Annotated in this window: 11 protein-coding genes; 1 reads left to right on the forward strand and 10 read right to left on the reverse strand. The window is 66.1% G+C overall.

Going from position 1 to position 18,221, the window contains the following annotated elements; genetic code table 11:
- Positions 1–309: 309 nt before the first annotated feature.
- The 8 genes from fdxA to DYI37_RS11150 form a co-directional block, all read right to left on the reverse strand.
- On the reverse strand, positions 310–648 hold the full coding sequence (gene fdxA / locus DYI37_RS11115) for a ferredoxin FdxA (RefSeq protein WP_116683291.1): 339 nt from the start codon (positions 646–648) through the stop codon (positions 310–312).
- 192 nt (positions 649–840) lie between these two features.
- The gene (locus DYI37_RS11120) at positions 841–1,317 is read right to left on the reverse strand and encodes an RNA-binding S4 domain-containing protein (RefSeq protein WP_116683292.1); all 477 of its coding nucleotides are present in this window, start codon (positions 1,315–1,317) and stop codon (positions 841–843) included.
- Positions 1,307–4,618 (reverse strand): helicase-related protein, encoded by a 3,312-nt coding sequence (locus DYI37_RS11125; RefSeq protein WP_116683293.1) that lies wholly within the window; start codon positions 4,616–4,618, stop codon positions 1,307–1,309. Before DYI37_RS11125 ends, DYI37_RS11120 begins: the two co-directional genes overlap by 11 nt.
- Before the next feature lie 102 nt (positions 4,619–4,720).
- Positions 4,721–6,355, reverse strand: a complete 1,635-nt coding sequence (locus DYI37_RS11130; RefSeq protein ID WP_116683510.1) for a long-chain-fatty-acid--CoA ligase — start codon at positions 6,353–6,355, stop codon at positions 4,721–4,723.
- 175 nt (positions 6,356–6,530) lie between these two features.
- Positions 6,531–6,914: a RidA family protein gene (locus DYI37_RS11135; protein WP_116683294.1), complete on the reverse strand. Its 384-nt coding sequence runs from the start codon at positions 6,912–6,914 to the stop codon at positions 6,531–6,533.
- A gap of 7 nt (positions 6,915–6,921) precedes the next feature.
- Entirely contained in the window at positions 6,922–9,021 is a 2,100-nt protein-coding gene (locus DYI37_RS11140; protein WP_199520139.1) for a 3-hydroxyacyl-CoA dehydrogenase NAD-binding domain-containing protein, read from the reverse strand.
- Positions 9,022–9,149: 128 nt separating this feature from the next.
- The gene (locus DYI37_RS11145; protein ID WP_116683296.1) at positions 9,150–10,433 is read right to left on the reverse strand and encodes an acetyl-CoA C-acetyltransferase; all 1,284 of its coding nucleotides are present in this window, start codon (positions 10,431–10,433) and stop codon (positions 9,150–9,152) included.
- The gene (locus tag DYI37_RS11150; RefSeq protein ID WP_116683297.1) at positions 10,433–12,703 is read right to left on the reverse strand and encodes an acyl-CoA dehydrogenase; all 2,271 of its coding nucleotides are present in this window, start codon (positions 12,701–12,703) and stop codon (positions 10,433–10,435) included. The genes DYI37_RS11145 and DYI37_RS11150 overlap by 1 nt, the downstream gene beginning before the upstream one ends.
- 384 nt (positions 12,704–13,087) lie before the next feature.
- Between DYI37_RS11150 and DYI37_RS11155 the strand changes: the two genes are divergently transcribed.
- Positions 13,088–14,131 carry a YihY/virulence factor BrkB family protein gene (locus DYI37_RS11155; RefSeq protein ID WP_116683298.1) on the forward strand — a complete coding sequence of 348 codons (1,044 nt, stop codon included), beginning with the start codon at positions 13,088–13,090 and terminating at the stop codon, positions 14,129–14,131.
- A 201-nt stretch (positions 14,132–14,332) separates the two neighbouring features.
- On the opposite strand, the gene DYI37_RS11160 is transcribed toward DYI37_RS11155, so the two are convergent.
- Entirely contained in the window at positions 14,333–15,517 is a 1,185-nt protein-coding gene (locus DYI37_RS11160) for an SH3 domain-containing protein (RefSeq protein ID WP_116683299.1), read from the reverse strand.
- A 495-nt stretch (positions 15,518–16,012) separates the two neighbouring features.
- Complete coding sequence (locus DYI37_RS11165) at positions 16,013–18,211, reverse strand: 3-hydroxyacyl-CoA dehydrogenase NAD-binding domain-containing protein (RefSeq protein ID WP_116683300.1); 2,199 nt, start codon at positions 18,209–18,211, stop codon at positions 16,013–16,015.
- Positions 18,212–18,221 lie beyond the last annotated feature (10 nt).

An 18,221-nucleotide genomic window follows, 5' to 3' on the forward strand; every position in this document is an offset into this window, starting at 1 on the left:
GTCCCTTCCGCGGAGCCCCGCACAACCATCTTCGCCGGCGCGCACTGCGCCCGTCGAAACGACTTGGGTCAGGATCGTCCGTGCGACAGGTGTCCGCGCCGGGGGCGGGTGCGACCGATGGCATCGACCCTCCAGCCTGTCCCCGTGTCCAGTAGCGGGAGACGCCCCTCCAGCCATAAGCATGTCGCTGCCTGAAACGCCAACGGCCGGCCTTCCGATCGTCGGAAGGCCGGCCGTGAATGGACGATGCTCGCGCGCTCCGCCTTGCAGGCGGTCCGCTATGACGGGCGTGAACGCCTGCCGAGAAACTCAGTCGCCGGAGCCCGGCTCGGCCGAGAAGTATTTCTCGAACTTGCCTTCCACGCCGTCGAATTCCTCCGCATCTGCGGGTTTTTCCTTGGCGATCGTGATGTTCGGCCACTTCTCAGCATATTCGGTGTTGACCTTCAGCCAGTGGTCGAGCCCCGGCTCGGTATCCGGCTTGATGGCCTCCGCCGGGCATTCGGGCTCGCACACGCCGCAGTCGATGCACTCGTCGGGATGGATGACGAGCATGTTCTCGCCTTCGTAGAAGCAGTCGACCGGACAGACCTCGACGCAGTCGGTGTATTTGCACTTGATGCAATTGTCGGTCACCAGATAGGTCATCTCAAATCCTTGCGGTCGTCTCGAACGGCGTCCCGGGCACAATCGGCCGCGCGACGTCTCATGGCCGCGAACTAGCTACTGCCGGGGACGCTGGCAAGGAAAAACAATGCCGCAGACGGGCTCCGGCGACAAAGACGTTCCGCCGTGTTCGTCGCACTCGCCGGTTGCCGGCGCCTGAGCCGGCCCGATCCATCAGCGCCGCGCCCGTTCCCGTCGCGCCGCACGCCGGTCCTTGTCGCGCTGGACCGGGTCCCTGCGTTCGCGGCCGGCCGGCTCGATCATCGGTGCGATGTCTGCCTCAGGCGCCGTCGCCGCCTCTTCGGACACATCCGGGCTACCCGCCGCCTCCGGTTTCGGCTCGCCGAGGTCCTCGTAGAGGATCTGCGCCTCGGCGGGCGAGCCCCGCCGCTCGGCAAAACCCAGAACCTTCAGCACATGGACGCGGCTGGAATAGGTGATCGTCAGGACGTCGCCCCGCCGGATGTTGCGGGCCGGATTGTCGATCTTCTCCCGGTTGAGGCGAACCTTCTTCGTCTCGACGAGATCCTGGGCGATGGAGCGGGTCTTCACGATGCGCGCGAAGACCAGCCATTTGTCGACGCGCTGGGACGCGGTTTCGGCCGGCGCCTCGTCCGGCGGTCCGTCCGATTTTCCGCGCTTACTTGCCAAGCTTGTCCTTCAAGGCGGCGAGTTTGGCGAAGGGCGAGTCCGGATCGATGCGCTGGGGCCGGTTCTCCTGCGGACGCGCGCCGAAGGACTTGCCGCCACCCGGCTTGCGCTCGCCCCGTTCGGGACGATCGCCCTTCGGGCCGTCGCCTTCATGCCTGTCGAACCGCCGCTTTGCGCCCTTGCCCTGCGGCTTGCCCTGGCCGCCGCGCTCGCGCCGTTCCTCACCACCACGTCCGGCGGTCTGCGAACGCTCACCCTCGCCGCGACCCTCGGCCGGCCCGCCTTCGCGCCGGCGCTGCTGGCCGCCCGGACGGCGCGCGCCGCCGCGCTGGTTGCGCTCGCCGCGATGCTGACGCCAGACGAGGACCGTGCGCGGCTCCTCCGGCTCGCTGGACGACGCCGCGACGAGATCGTGGGACGAGCCGGCGGATGCCGGATCCTGGGGCTGCGCTGCCGTCTCGGATGCACCCTCTTCGCCCGCAGCGTCGTCCGTCACGGTCTCCTGCTCTGAAACGGGCTCGGCCGTGTTGTTGCCGGCCTCGGTCTCAGCTTCGACCGATGCCTCTGCGGCATCGACCGGCTCGGCCTCTTCGCCTGCGTCGCTCGTCTCGGCGACAGACGCCTCAGTTTCGGGCTCGGCTGGCGCGTCACCTGCGCCACCGGCGCTCGTAGCTTCGCTCCCGGAAGCCTCGCCCTCGGCGGACGCGCCGTCCGCATCCGCCGCTTTGGCGGCCTCCGCGGCCTTTTCGGCTTCGGCCCGGCGGGCGGCGTCCTTGGCTTCGGCGATCCTCGCTTCGGCCTCGGCGTCGAACTGGTCGAGTTCGGCCTCCACCGCGTTCGCATCCTTGGTGTCGGCACGGTAGCCGAGGCCCTTCAGGATCTCTTCCATATCGTCGGCGGTCGCGCCGAGGATCGACAGCATTCCGGGCGTGATCAGGAACTGGTTGCCGGCATAGGCGCCGTCCGGCCGGCGTCCCTCGCCGGGCTTCCATGAGAGCGCCGGGCGGATCAGATCGGCAAGGCGCTCGAGGATATCGACGCGCACCGCGCGCCGCCCGAGCAGGCGATAGCCCGCGAGCGCGTAGAACTTCGGATCGTAAGTCGTGTCGGCGACGGCCGAGGTGCGGCCCGTTGCGAGAAGCTGGGGAACATCGCCATAGCCCGGCCGCTCGCGCGCATCGTTGTGGATCGCCCAGAGCAGCGTGATGAGGTTGGCGGGCGCCGGCTTCACGAGGGCGGGCACGAAGATATGATAGGCACCGAAGCGCACCCCGACGCGCCTCAGGGCGGCACGCGAAGCCTGATCGAGCCCGCGCACCTCGTCCGAGACGTCACGGCGCTGGAGAAGTCCAAAGCCCTCGTAGAGGCGGAAGGCGAGACCCTTGGCGGTGCCTTCGAGGCCCTCGCCGTCCCTCAGATCGATCAGCGGCTTCAAGGTGGTGGTGACCTGATAGCCGAGGAAACGGTCGATGCGCGCGGACACCTTGTCCCGCGCGGGACCGGTCAGCTGATCGTCGGCCAGAAGCACGAATTTCGGCTTCAGCGGGTCTTCGCTCGAAGACAGGGCAGCGATCGGGGCGCCGAGCCATCGCACGATGGCGTCCGAGCCGATGGCGAAATCGCCGTTCGGCGCGTTGGCGAACCGTTCGGCACGCTTCTCGAACTCGCCGGCGAGCGCCTTCTGCGATGCGGCGCGCACGGCCTTGCCGTCCTGGCCCTCGGCGCTCGTATCGATGGAGAACCGGAACCCCTGGAGTTCGCCGACGGCATGTCCCTCGACCATGACGGTGCCGTCGTTCGCGATCTCTGCTTCCATGAATGCGTTCTCTCTTAGGCGCTTCATCAACACGCTTGTCCTGCGGTCTACGAAGCGTTTCGTCAACCTGTCATGCAGGGCGTCGGAAAGCCGGTCCTCGATGCTCCGCGTCTTTTCACGCCAGTGTGTCGGATCGGCCAACCAGCCCGGGCGGTGGGAAATATAGGTCCAGGTGCGGATTTCCGCGATGCGCTGGGACAGGGTGTCGATCTCGCCGTCGGTGCGATCGGCCCGGGCCACCTGCTTGGCCATGTAGTCTTCCGCGACCCGCCCGCGCGTTGCGAGATCGCGGTAGACCGAGGCGATGATCTCGGCATGCTGGGCGGGCGCGATGCGCCGGTAGTCGGGAAGCTTGCAGGCTTCCCAGAGAAGCTCCACCGCCTTCGCGCCGTTCGCAAGCTGCATCACCTCGTCGTCGCGCGAGAGAAATTCGAGTGCCCGCCGGTCCACCGCCGGCAGGGCCTTCACCAGCCCCTTCTCCTCGGGCGTCACGTCGAGACTGTCCTTCAGGGCCTCGACCGAGGAGAAATCGATCTTCGAGGAGCGCCATTGCAGCACGGGCACCGGCTGGAAGCTGTGGCCCTGCAGCGCGTCCACCAGTTCGTCCGCCATCGGGTCCACATGGCCGGTGACGCCGAAGGTCCCGTCGCGCAGGTGGCGCCCGGCGCGCCCGGCGATCTGGCCATATTCGGCGGGCGTCAGCTGGCGGTACTGGAACCCGTCATATTTCCAGTCCTGGGCGAAGGCCACGTGGTCGACATCGAGATTGAGACCCATGCCGATGGCGTCGGTCGCGACGAGAAAATCCACCTCGCCATTCTGGTAGAGTTCGACCTGGGCGTTGCGGGTGCGCGGCGAGAGCGCGCCGAGCACCACCGCCGCCCCGCCGCGCTGGCGCCGGATCAGTTCCGCGATCGCATAGACCTCGGCCGCCGAGAAGGCCACGATGGCCGAGCGGCGCGGCAGGCGGGTGATCTTCTTCTGTCCGGCATAGACGAGATTGGACAGACGCGGCCGGGTGGTGGTGGTCACCCCCGGCAGGAGCCGGTTGAGAACGCCGGCCATGGTCGAGGCACCGAGAAGCAGTGTCTCCTCGTAGCCCCGGCAATTCAGGATGCGATCGGTAAAGACGTGGCCCCGTTCGAGATCGGAGGCGAGCTGGACCTCGTCGATGGCGACGAAGGCGGTTCCCGGATTGCGCGGCATCGCCTCGACGGTACAGACCGAATAGCGCGCATGGGGCGGCTTGATCTTCTCCTCGCCCGTGATGAGCGAGACATGGGCAGCGCCGACCCGGTCGCAGACCCTCTGATAGACCTCACGCGCCAGGAGCCGAAGCGGCAGGCCGATCGTGCCGCTCGAATGGGCGACCATGCGTTCGATCGCAAGAAAGGTCTTGCCTGTATTGGTGGGTCCCAGCACGGCGGTCACCCGTCCGTTCACGGGCTGGACGGGCTGACGGGCGGAAAGGACTGACAGGCTCATGGCCCGAGATATAGCAAGTCATCCCGTGATGCGCACCGCCCCCCCCCGCACGAAAGGCCGTGGGTGGCGTGCCGGACCTTCGGCCTCGAACCAGCCGCCCGGCTAACGACTGCCATAGCCGAGGAAATGGTCGGCATAGATCTCCCGCAGCCGGGTCTTGAGGATCTTGCCGGTCGCCGTGTGGGGGATCTCGTCCACGAACACCGTATCGTCGGGGAGCTGCCACTTCGCCACATGGCTCGCCAGATGGTCGCGGATCGCTCCCGCATGGGGGCGGGCCCCCTCCTTCAGAACGACGACGAGGAGCGGTCGCTCGTCCCATTTGGGATGAGGCACGCCGATCACCGCCGCCTCCGCGACATCCGGGTGGCCGACGGCCGCATTTTCGAGATCGATCGAGGAGATCCACTCGCCGCCGGACTTGATCACGTCCTTGGAGCGGTCGGTGATCCGCATCACCCCGCCCGGATCGATGGTCGCGACGTCGCCGGTCCGAAACCAGCCGTCGTCGTCGAGGCTCGAGGCCTCCTGCCGGAAATAGCCGCTCGCCACCCACCAGCCGCGCACCATCAGATCGCCGAAGGTCTCGCCATCATGGGGAAGCGGGGTCCCGTCATCGCCCCGGATCTCGATCTCCACCCCGAAGAGCGGCCGGCCCTGGCGCGAACGGACGAGATCGAGCGCCTCCTCCGGCTCGCTGGCGAGCTCGAACGGAATGCGGGCGATCGTGCCGAGCGGGCTCAGTTCGGTCATCCCCCAGAAATGGACGACGGTCACCCCGTAATCCTCCCGGTACCGGGTGATGAGCGAGACCGGGCAGGCCGATCCGCTGACGACGAGGGTGCGCAGGCTCTCCAACGCGCCGCCATGGCTCGCGAGATATTGGAGGACACCGAGCCAGATGGTCGGCACGCCGCAGGAGATCGTCACGCCCTCGCCTGTGATCAGTTCGCTGAGATGCGGACCGTCCAGCTGGTTGCAAGGCAGGACGAGCTTGGCGCCCGCAAGCGTCGCCGCATAGGGCAGGCCCCAGGCATTGGCGTGATACATGGAGGATGCCGGCATCACGCAGTCGCGCGCCGAGATGCCGAACGCATCGGGCATCACGGAGGCATAGGCGTGAAGCACGGTGGAGCGGTGGGTATAGAGAACGCCCTTGGGATTGCCCGTGGTCCCGGAGGTGTAGCAGAGCGCGGCGGCCGTTTCCTCGGGAAGGTCCGGCCATTCGAACCGGTCGTCCTCGGCCGCTAGAAGATCCTCGTAGCAGAAGAGGCGCTCGACTTTCAGGCCGCTCGGCATGTCCGCCCGCTCGCACAGGGCGACGAAACCGGTCACCGAGGGGCAGTTCGCCGCGATCTCCTCGACGAGATCGGCAAAGGTCAGGTCGAAGAAGAGGACCTTGTCCTCGGCATGGTCCACGATGTAGCGCACCTGCTCCAGGAACAGGCGCGGATTGATCGTATGGCAGACCGCGCCCGAGCCCGAGATCGCATAATAGAGTTCGAGATGGCGGTGGGTGTTCCAGGCAAGGGTCGCGACGCGGTCGCCGGTCGAGATCCCGAGCCGCGACAGGGCATTGGCCGCCTTGCGCGACCGGGCGGCGATTTCGCGATAGTTCGAGCGGTGGATCGATCCGTCCACCTGCCGCGAGACGACCTCGGTTGCGCCATGGGTTCGCGCGGCATGCTCGATCAGGGCCGCGATCGAGAGCTGCCGGGTCTGCATCAGGCCGATCATCGCGTGCATCCCTTTCGACACCGTCCGTTTCAAAAGACGGATCTAGCGCGGAATGCTGCACTGCGGCAAATATTGGTGCCGTGGCGGGAAATGAAGAGGGTCCGGTCCACTCCCGGATCAGTCCCTCCCCTCGGATCGGCCCTTCGATCGATTTCTTGAGGGTCGCCCCTCGGGATCAGCCCTTGAGGGCCGTCGCCTCGATCTCGACCTTCATCTCCGGCTTCAGCAGCCCGCAGACGATGATGGTCGCGGCCGGCCGGATCTCGGAGAACACGCGGCCCGTCTCCTCGAACACGTCGGAGGCGAATGCGGCATCGGTGACATAATAGGTCATCCGCACCACGTCGCTCATGGCAAATCCGCCTTCGGCCAGCGCCTTGCCGATGGTCGCAAGCGCATTGGCGGCCTGTTCGCGGGCGCCGTCCGGCATGGTCATTGTCTCGTAGTCGTAGCCGGTGGTCCCGGATACGAAGGCCATGTTTCCCTGGACGACCGCCCTTGAATAGCCGGCCTGTTTTTCGAAGGGTGAGCCCGAGGAGATCAGCGTTCGGTTCGACATATCCGGTTCAGTTCCTCAGAAGATCCCAGCCCGCATCGGGCGTGAAGCGCGCGCCATGCTTTTCCTTCAGGGCGTCGAGCTTGGCAACGATGTCGTCGACGCCGCGCTTGCGCGCATAGTGGAGCGGGCCGCCCCGGAAGGGCGCGAAGCCCGTGCCGAAGATCATCGCGCCGTCGATGATCTCCTCGTCGGTGATGACACCCTCGCGCATGGAGGCGACGATCGCGTTCAGCATCGGCAGGATCAGGCGGTCCGTCAGGTTCGGATCGTCCTTGGAATCGTCCTTCAACGCGTCGACAGGCCGCTTCTTCGGCTTCGACTTCTCGTCGTATTCGTAGAGCCCCTCGCCGCTCTTGCGCCCGAGCTGACCCTTTTCCACCATCTGGCGAAGCCAAGCGGGCGTCTCTGGGAAACTACCCCCCAGCCGCTCGCGCAGGGAGGTGGCGACGTCGAGCGCGACGTCGAGACCCACCTGATCGTTGAGTTCGACCGGGCCCATGGGCATGCCGAAGGCCTCGGCCCGCGCGTCGATGCGCTCCTTCGGGATGCCCTCGTCCACCATGATCAGGGCTTCGGCCATGTAGGGAAGAAGCGCGCGATTGACGAGGAAGCCGGGAGCGGAGGCGACGGGCGCCGGCAGGCGCGACAGCTCCACCGCGAAATTCGTCGCCATGTCCCGCGTCTCGTCGCTCACCTTGTCGTGGCTGACGATCTCGATCAGCTGCATGCGCGAGACCGGATTGAAGAAGTGCAGGCCGACGAAGCGGGAGGGGTCGGCAAGCCCTTCGGCGAGATCGGGCAGCGGCAGGGCGGAGGTGTTGGTCGCAAGGATCGCACCCTCCTTCAGCCGCGGCTCCACATCGGCGTAGATCCTGCGCTTCAGATCGAGCTTTTCGGGCACCGCCTCGATGACGATATCGGCGCGCGAGACGCCGAGATTGTCGACGTCCGGCATCAGCCGGTCGAGGGCATCGCGAACCTTGATCGGGTCCTTCAGCACCTTTTCTAGCATCCGCGCGGCCGACTTGATCGCCTTGCCCATCGGCTTCAGCGCGACGTCGCCCAGCGTGACCCGGAAGCCCTGCTTGGCGGCCCAGGCCGCGATTTCGCCGCCCATGGCGCCCGCGCCGATGACATGGACATGCTTCACGCCAGACTTGCCGGTGCGCAGCCCACGCATCTTCTCGCGAAGGAAGAATACGCGGACGAGATTGCGCGAGGTCTCCGACTCGATGAGTTCGGCGAAGCTCTGGAGTTCGGCCTCCTGCATCGAACGCGGCGAGCCGCCATGCTCCTCCCACAGATCGATCAGCTTGTAGGGCGCGGGATAGGTCGATTTCGGCGCCTTCTCGGCGGTCTTCTTGCGCATCTGGCGGGCGGCGAGCGAGCGGGCGGGCTTGAACCCGAAGGCCTGGCTCTTGATGCCGCCCGACTTGGAGCCGAGTTCGCCGCGCAGCGCCGCCGTCACGGCGGACGCCACATGCCGCTCCTCGACCACCGCGTCGACGAGACCGATCGACTTCGCCTTCTTGGCGCGCATCGACTTGCCGGTGAGCATCATCGTCATGGCTTCGACCGGATCGGCGATCATGGTCGAGCGATAGGTTCCGCCGAGGCCCGGATGGAGGCCGAGCATGACTTCGGGAAAGCCGAGAGTGGCGTCCGAAACGGCGATCCGCATATCGCAGGCGAGCGCGAGTTCGAGACCGCCGCCGAGGCAGTGCCCGTGGACGATCGCGATCGTCTTGCAGTTCAGGTCGGCAAGCCGGTCGAGGACGAGATGGCCCTCCTTCAGCATGCCCCGGATGTCGCCGGTGGACGCGTCCTTGAACTGGTTGATGTCCGCGCCGGCGGCAAAGCCGGCGGGTTTGCCCGAGCGGATGACGACGGCCGCGGGCTTCTGGTCGACGATGTGATCGATATGGCGCGAGAGTTCCGTCAGCACGTCGCGGCCGATGGTGTTCACCGATTTGCCGGGACAGTCGAGAACGAGCCAGTAGACGTAGTCCTCGTCCATTCCGGACCGCCAGTTGCCGTCCTGTTCGGCAAGGCGCGCGGGACCGAGCTCGCGTGAACGGTCTGAAAGCGCGGAAAGCATTCTGCCCATGGAAGTTCTCTCTCGTCCTATTCGTTCGCCGCTCCGGCCACCGGCATTGCGGGCCGCTTCATGAGGGCTTGAAGGGGATCGAAACTGGCGCGCAGATCGGGCCGCGAGCCGGTTCGCACCTTGGATCGTCAAGCCGCCTCGAGCAGCATCGCGCCGCCCTGGCCGCCGCCGATGCACTCGGTGGCGATGCCACGCTTCTTGCCGAGCCGCTTCATGGCATTGGCAAGGTGCAGCGTGATGCGATTGCCGCTGGTGCCCACGGGATGACCGAGCGAGATCGCCCCGCCGTCCACGTTCAGCTGATCGCGGGCGATCCGGCCGCCGGCGCCCTCGAGCTTCAGGACGCCATCGGCGATGTCCGGCTCGTCGAGTGCCTCGACGCAGGCGAGAACCTGGGCCGCGAACGCTTCGTTGATCTCCCACAGATCCACATCCGCGACCGCCATCTCCTGGCGCCGCAGGATCGGCGCGGACGAGACCACGGGGCCGAGCCCCATGATCGAGGGATCGAGCGCGCCCCATTCGGAATCGACGATGCGGGCGATCGGCTTCAGGTCGTAGCGGGCGACCGCCTCCTCGGAGGCGAGCAGCACCCAGGATGCGCCGTCGGTGATCTGCGAGGCGTTGCCCGGCGTCACCTTGCCGTAGGGGCGCTCGAAGACCGGCTTCAGCTTGCCGAGCGAGCGCACGTCCGATTGCGGGCGAACGCCGTCGTCGTGATCGTAGACCGAGCCGTCGCGGGCGACGGTGGACAGCATCTCGTGGGCAAGCCAGCCTTCGCTCGTCGCTTTCGCAAGGCGATGATGGCTCTCCACCGCATAGGTGTCGGCATCGCGCCGGGAGATGTTGAAGAGGTGGGCGAGGATCTCGGCCGTCTGGCCCATGTTGAGATCGGTGATCGGATCGGTGAGCCCGCGCTCGAGGCCGATCACCGGCTTCAGGTAATCGGCCTTGAGGCCGGTCATGACCTTCAGTCGGTCACCGGCCGTCTTCGCGCCGTTGAGCCTTGCGAACCAGTCGACCGCCCCGCGGCGCAGGACGAGAGGCGAATGGCTGAGCGCCTCGGCCCCGCCGGCCATCACGATGTCGGCGGTGCCGCGCTCGATATAGCGGAACGCCGTGTCGATCGACTGCATGCCGGAGCCGCAATTGATCTGCACGGTGAAGGCCGGGGTCTCTTCCGAAATCCCGAGCCTCAGGGACGCGACGCGCGCCGGGTTCATCTCGTCGGCCACGACATTCACGCAGCCGAGGATCACGAGGTCGATGGCGGTCTCCGGAAAGGACTGGCGCATGAGAAGCGGGCGGCCGCACTGGACCGCGAGGTCCACGGGCGTGAAAGGTCCCGGCTTCCCGCGCGCCTTGATGAAAGGCGTGCGGGCACCGTCTACGATGAAGACCGACTTCGGCATTACTCAGCAGCCTCGCGATGAGTTTCCTGGGATGAACGATTGGTGCCGCGAGCATCTTCCGCCGTGAAGCGGGAGATCTCGGACATCTCGAAGGCGTCGACTTCGACGACCTTGCGCTTGGCGGCGGCGAAGGCCGACAACGTGTCGAACTCGTCGCTCGTGATTACGCCGGCTTCGCGAGCGGCTTCCGCGCTCTTGACCTTGGCCTTGCGCATCTTGCGCTCGATCGGGTCGCATTCATGGGCGAGCGCGAACGCCTTTTCGAGATCCTGCACCGGATGCCCCTCGCGGCCCTCGCCGAGATAGAGGTTCGGCGTCAGGCGATCGAGCTGCGAAGACGGCCGCATGAGGATGTCGGCGATCTCGCGGACGAGATCGTCCGACGGGTGCTGGAACGGCACGCCGAGCGGGAAGGCGATGAAGCGCGTGAGACCGGCCGCCCAACGAGCCGGCAGATTGTCGAGGACGCCGTTGAAGGCGTGCGCGATCCGGTTGTAGCCGCGCTGCATGACGTATTCGACGATCGGCTTGTCGGCTTCGGGACGCCCCTCGACCTCGAAACGCTTGAGGGTCGCCGCAAGCAGATAGAGTTCGGACAGAATGTCGCCGAGGCGGCCGGAGATCATCTCGCGGCGCTTGAGGCTTCCGCCGAGCGTCAGGAGCGACAAGTCGGATAGGAGCGCGAAGGCCGAGGAGAGACGCGAAAGCTGGCGCCAGTGGCTGGTCATCGCAGCCTTCGGCGCGGGAGCCGCGAGGCCGCCTGTCCAACCGCGCACGAAGGCTCGGAACGCGTTCTTCACGGAATGGCCGGCATGGGCCCAGAACGCCTTGTCGAATTCGCGCAGGCCTTCCTTCTCGTTCTCGTTGGAGAGCGCGAGAAGCTCCTTCAGCATATAGGGGTGGGCACGGATCGCACCCTGCCCGAAGATCATCAGGCTGCGCGTCAGGATGTTCGCGCCCTCGACGGTGATGCCGATGGGCACGCCGCGGAAGGCGGCCGCGAGGTAGTTCTTCGGACCCTCGATGATGCCCTTGCCGCCGTGGATATCCATCGCGCGCTCGATCGACTCGCGCATGCGATAGGTGGCGTTCGACTTCATGATGGCCGAGATGACGGAGGGCTTGTGCCCCTCGTCGAGAGCAGCGACCGTGAGACGGCGCGCCGCATCCACCTGATAGGCGTTCGCCGCAAGCTCGGCGAGCGGCTCCTGGATACCCTCGAACATGCCGATCGGCACGCCGAACTGGGTGCGGACCCGCGAATAGGCACCCGAAAGACGGGCGCACTGGGCCGCCGAGGCCGCGGACTGGGAGGGCAGAGAAATGCCGCGACCGGCGGCCAGCGCCGTCATCAGCATGGTCCAGCCCTGACCGATCTGCCTCTCGCCGCCAAGGATCCAGTCCATCGGAATGAACACGTCCCGGCCGTAGAGCGGACCGTTCTGGAAATAGGTGTTGAGCGGAATGTGGCGCTCGCTCTGATCGACGCCGGGCGTCGAGGTCGGAATCAGGGCGACGGTGATGCCGAGATTCTCGCCGCGTCCGAGGTGATTTTCGGGGTCGCGCATCTTGAAGGCGAGACCCATGACGGTCGCGACCGGCGCGAGCGTGATGTAGCGCTTCTCGAAATTGAGACGAATGCCGAGAACCTGCTTGCCCTCGTGCTCGCCATATTCGACGACGCCGGTATCGGTCATGGCCGCCGCGTCGGATCCGGCATCCGGCGAGGTCAGACCGAAGCAGGGAATCTCGCGCCCATCGGCAAGACGCGGCATCCAGTAGTCGCGCTGCTCCTGCGTGCCGAAATGCAGCATGAGTTCGCCGGGTCCGAGCGAGTTGGGCACCATGACGGTGACGCCGGCCGCGACCGAGCACGACGAGACCTTGCGCACCACTTCCGAATGGGCGGTGTTGGAGAAGCCGAGACCGCCATATTCCTTCGGGATGATCATGCCGAAGAACTTGTTCTCGCGCATGAAGGCCCAGGCCTCGGGCGGCAGGTCATGATCCTTGCTGATGATCTGCCAGTCGTCGATCATCGCGCAGAGTTCGGATACTGGGCCGTCGAGGAAGGCCTGCTCCTCGGCGGTCAGCGTGGCCGGCGGCATGTCGACGAGGCTCTGCCAGTCGGGATTTCCCGTGAACAGTTCGCCGTCGAACCAGACCGTGCCGGCGTCGATCGCCTCACGTTCGGTCTTCGAAATCGCGGGCATGACGCCCTTGGCCCACTTGTAGATGGGGCGGCTCAGTTTTTCGGCTCGCCAGGACATAGATGCGCTCCTCGATTCGTCGCCCCACGCTCCAACTCTTAACGTAGGCGATTCCCATAAGTTTCCAGACCAGTGACGGAATGCTTGCGCATGCCGCTTCGTCCGTCTCGACCTTCGCGGCCGATCGATGAAGGCATCTTACGTAAACGGAAGAAAAATGGGAAGCGGATTCTTTGTCGCGCTTCGGCAAACGGGTGTTCGCCCCGGTGCAGCCGTCTCGATCCAGCAGTGGAATACTGTGACTTTCGGGGCTCAGAGCCGCCCCCAGTCCTCCAGCCGGCGGCCAGACGGGAACCAGCCCTGCCATGGGACATTGCATGACTTTGGGCATGACTTCGGCGGCAACGCGTCCGCGATACATTCACAGGGGATATTGGCGGATAGATGGTCGGACGGTTCAGCCCCTATACGAGCGAGGAAACCAAGCGCCGCGCGAGCGAGCCCGGGCGCGGACGCGACGCCGTGAGCCCGCTCGGAATTCCCGCCAAGGGGTGGAAGGACATCGGCCTCAGGCTCTATAATTCGTTCTTCGAAGACCGGGTGATGCTGATCGCGGCCGGCGCGACCTTCTATCTTCTGCTCGCTCTCTTCCCGGCCTTCGCCGTCTTCGTGTCGCTCTACGGCTTCGTCAGCGACCCCTCGACGATCTCCGATCACATTGCCTTTATCGGCCAGTTCCTGCCCCAGGCCGGCACCGAACTTCTCGAATCGCAGCTCGCGACCCTTGCGAGCCAGAACCCCGCTTCGCTGTCCGTCGGCTTCATCTCCGGCTTCCTCTTCGCCATGTGGAGCGCGAACAACGGCATCAAGACGCTGTTCGAGGCGATGAACGTCGCTTACGGCGAGACCGAGCAGCGCAGCTTCCTGAAGCTGAATGCGGTCGCCTTCTGCTTTACCATCGGCATGATCATCGTCGGCATCATCCTCATCACGGCAATCGGCATCGTGCCGGCCATCATGGCGATCCTCGGCCTGCAGACCCTGACGGAACTCACGGTCGCCGCCCTTCGCTGGCCCATCGTCTTCCTGGTGATCGTCGCGGCGATCGCCTCGATCTATCGCTACGGCCCGAGCCGCAGCCGGGCGCAGTGGAAATGGGTGATCGGCGGCGCCTTCCTGACCGCCCTCGTCTGGCTCGCAGCCTCGATCAGCTTTTCCTGGTATCTCCAGAATTTCGCCAACTATAACGCGACTTACGGCTCGCTCGGCGCCGTCATCGGTTTCATGATGTGGGTGTGGGTGTCCTCCGTCATCTTCATCATCGGCGCGGAGATCAATGCCGAGATGGAACACCAGACGGCCCACGACACGACCGGCGAGCCGCACAAGCCGATCGGCGAGCGCGGCGCGCGGGTCGCCGACACCCTCGGCCAGAGCGTTCGCGGCGGCCGTGAACCGACGGCCGAAAAGAAGGGGCTGTTCGGCTGAGGATTTCAGTTCGAAGCCGGCGCGCCGGAAGCGGGTTCGAACCCGGTCCGGGAACGTCTATCGCGCCGGACCTTCCCTCGGCAGGACGCTTCGGCGCGGTTGCGATCTGATGTCCGTCTCGGGTGATCCGAAGGTCGGATCGCCCGCTCGGTCCCGCGATCGAGGCGAAGCTCTTGGGGTTCGCCGCTCGCGGCGGTCGGGTCAGCCCTCGCCGCCCGCCTCCCGCGAGGCCGACCGGTCGCTGGTGACGAAGGTGTTGAAGACATAGCCTTCGGTGTTCTGGTAGCGCACATGGCACCAGTCGCCGCAGTCGAAGACCGTCAGAGGTGCGCCCTCGGCGATCACGGTCATGACCTCCGCATCCATGTTCGCATCGCGGCGCATATTGACGAAGGTCCGCGCAAAGCCGGTACGACCGGCGGCCGGGGCGGATCCCGTCGCGGCCGGCCCCTCGCCCGTCGTCATGGATGGTTCTTCGCCCGCAAGCGACGCCGTGAGCGTCTCCGGCTTTCTGTCGGGAACCGGAACGAGCGTCGCCGCCGGATCCTTCGCCGGCTCTTCGATCGCGATCGGCTCGGCCGCCGTTCGCGCCGCAGGCTGCGCGGTCTCGCTCGCGGAATGTGCCGCGCCGATCATGTCCGGCCAAACCGCACTTTGCATGCTCTCGACGCGCCGCGCCTCGTCCAGCATCGAGGCGATTTCTGTTTGCCGCGTTGCCGGTTGCGTGCTGCCGGTCTGGAGGGATCGATCAACCGGGGCAGGCTGCTCCTCGACGCTCGTCGCCTCGACCCGGCCCGCCTGTTTCTCGGGCTCCGGCGCCGCCATCGCTTCGATACGGGGCGCTTCGATCCGGGGCGCGAGACGTTCGACTTCGGTGACGGCGTTCAGCGGTTCACGGGCGGGCTCGGCCATCGAGGACGCCTGCTGCCGATCTTCGGTCTCAGCGATCGTCGGCGCTTGCCGCCTCTCATGCGACGGCACCGAAGGCCGAGCGGAGGCGGGCTCAGGGGTCACGTCCGCATCATCCGCCTGCGACGTCGCTGTGCCGGGCGTCACCTCCGGCAAGGTCTGCGCGAGCGCAGCCGTCTGACGAGGGGCTGATGCGGCGTCGTCGTCGAGGAAATAGGCATTGGCGAGGAAGGCGCCGGCCGCGAAGATGCCGATCGTCAGAACCGAGACCGAGGTGAAGGCCTGCACCGGATAGCGCTGCCAGATCGGGGCCGCCATAGAGACGTCCTCGCGGGCCTCGAAGAGACCGCGCCGCACACGCCTGAACATCGAATCCGACGCCCGATCGAGCTCGTAAAGGCTCCGGCGGTTCTTCAGGCGGTCCCGAATGGCCTCCTCGCTCGGTCGAGCCGATGCCGTCAAACCCGGCTTGTTCATCGTGTCGTTCCGCTCATCTTCGTGTCTGCGCCGCAGCCCTCGCCGACGGCACCGCTGAGGGCGTCAGTCGAGGAGCCATCCGTGGTTCGGGCAATCCCTGCCCGTCGCCGGAAGCATCCGCGTCCGGCCGTCATCGTCGTCGTCTTGATCCAAAATGGAACATGGTTCCACCATTCGGCGGATCTTGTCGCGACAATGGGGATAGAAGCTCCCCTCAACCTGACCTGGGGGTGAGCCACGCGTCAGGCTCGCCGTCTTCTCCTGCCGCAAAGGCCCGGCCGGGAGGGGTTGGACAGCAAAAAGGCGGCCGCCTGCCGCGCTCTCGCGCCGCAGGCGACCGCCCTAAAATCATGGTCGCGACAAGGTGGGCACAAGGCCGCCCGGAGGCCCGGAGCGAACGAGATCGCCCGAGCCTCGGGCACGGATCGGCCGGGTCTGTTCCTGCCTTTGCGACCGCGCCACGCTGCATCAGCGAAGCGCTCGCCGTTATCCGTGTCAGGCCGCGCGTTTCGCCCCGCCGAACCGGGCGTAGAACGTGTCGTTCGACGCAGCCATTTCCCTCAGAAGAGGCGTCGGCTCGAACCGCTCGCCATATTTGGCGGCGAGCCTCTCGCACAGTTCGACGAAGGCCGGCGTGCCCATCCCGTCGATATAGCTGATCGCGCCACCGGTATAGGGCGCGTAGCCGAAGCCGAGGATCGAGCCGATATCGGCCTCACGCGGATCGACGACGACGCCCTCTTCCATGGTGCGCGCGGCCTCGAGCGCCATGGTGGCGAGGAAGCGGTGCTTCAGTTCCTCGAAATCGACCTCGGACGCCGGCTTCTGGTCGTAGCGGGCCTTGAGATCCGGCCAGAGGCGCTTCTTGGCGGGCTTGTCCGGGTAGTCGTAGAAGCCCTTGCCCGCCTTTCGGCCGAGCCGACCGCTCGCCGTCATCGAGGTGACGAGTTCGAAATGGCGCGGATCCACGGCATCCTCGCCCATGTCGCGCATGGTCGCCTTCATGATCTTTTCCGACAGGTCGACGGCGACCTCGTCGTTGAGCGCGAGCGGACCCACCGGCATGCCGGCGGCCTTCGCCGCGTTCTCGATCATCGCCGGCGGAACGCCCTCGATCAGCATGTCGTAGGACTCGTTCATGTAGCGGAGCACGCAGCGATTGGCGAAGAAGCCGCGAGTGTCGTTGACGACGATCGGCGTCTTTTTGATCGCGCGCACATAGTCGAGCGCGACGGCGAGCGCCTTGTCCCCGGTCTTCTCGCCGAGGATCACCTCGGTCAGCATCATCTTGTCGACGGGCGAGAAGAAGTGGATGCCGATGAAACGGCTCTCGTCGGGTGCGTTCTCGGCAAGGGTCGAGATCGGGATGGTCGAGGTGTTCGAGGCGTAGATCGCATGCTCGCCGAGAACGGCAGCGACCTTCTTCGAGACCTCCGCCTTGACGTCCCGGTCCTCGAACACCGCTTCGATGATGAGGTCGGCCTTGCGCAGCGCCTCGTAGTCGGCGGTCGCCGTGATGCGGCCGAGAAGCGCCTCGGCCTTGTCTTCGCTGAGCCGCTTCTTTTCGACGAGGCCCTTCACGAGCTTTTCCGAATGGGCCTTGCCCCTGGCGGCGGTCTCCTCGTCGCGATCGACGAGAACGACGTCGAGGCCGGCCTGCGCTGTCACGAAGGCGACGCCCGCCCCCATGAAGCCCGCACCGATCACGCCGATCGTCTTCAGGTCCGTCGGCGCCACGTCCTTGGGTCGCCGCGCGCCCTTGTTGAGCGCCTGCATGGAGACGAAGAGCGAGCGGATCATCATCGCAGCTTCCGTCGTGCGGATCACTTCGGTGAAATAGCGCTGCTCGATGCGAAGCGCCGTATCCATCGGAACGAGGAGGCCTTCGTAGACGCATTTGATGATGGCGCGCGCCCCGGGATAATTGTCATAGGTCTCCTTGCGGTAGAGCGAGGAGACGGCCGGCCAGACCTGGGCGCCCTGGGGCGAGTAGACCGGTCCGGACGGAAGCTTGAAGCCCTTCCTGTCCCACGGCTTTTCCGGCGACAGGCCGTTCGCGATCATCGCCTTGGCGGCCTCGACCAGATCGCCGGCGACGACCTCGTCGACGAGCCCCATGCCCTTGGCCTTGTCCGCCGAAAGGGTCGAGCCCTTCAGCAGCATCTGGAGCGCCGACTGGATGTCGGTCATGCGGGCGACGCGCTGGGTGCCGCCGGCGCCGGGGAAGATGCCGACCTTCACCTCGGGAAGAGCGAGCTTGGCCTTGGGCGAGGCGACGCGGCCATGGCAGGCGAGCGCGAGTTCGAAACCGCCGCCCATGCAGGTGCCGTTGATCGCGGCGACCACCGGCTTGCCGCAGGTCTCGATCTTGCGCCACAGCCAGGTCATCCGGCCGGCGCGATCGAAGAGCGCGCGCATCGCCCCCTCTTCGTCGCTCTTGCGCTCGCTTTCATAAGCCTCGTTCATGCGCCGCAGCATGTTGAGATCGGCGCCGCCCGTGAACGAGCCCTCCTTGCCGGAGGTGAAGACGACGCCCTTCACCGCCGCGTCCGCGACGAGGCCGTCGAAGGCCTTTTCGATCTCGTCCATCACCTCTTCGGTGAAGACGTTCATGGACCGGTCGGGCATGTCCCAGGTGAGGACCGCGATGCCGTCCGAATCGGTCTGGAGGGTGAAGTTCTTGAATTCGGTCATGTCGTCCTCC

The sequence above is a fragment of the Fulvimarina endophytica genome, assembly GCF_003403015.1.
GTDB classification, from domain to species: domain Bacteria; phylum Pseudomonadota; class Alphaproteobacteria; order Rhizobiales; family Rhizobiaceae; genus Fulvimarina; species Fulvimarina endophytica.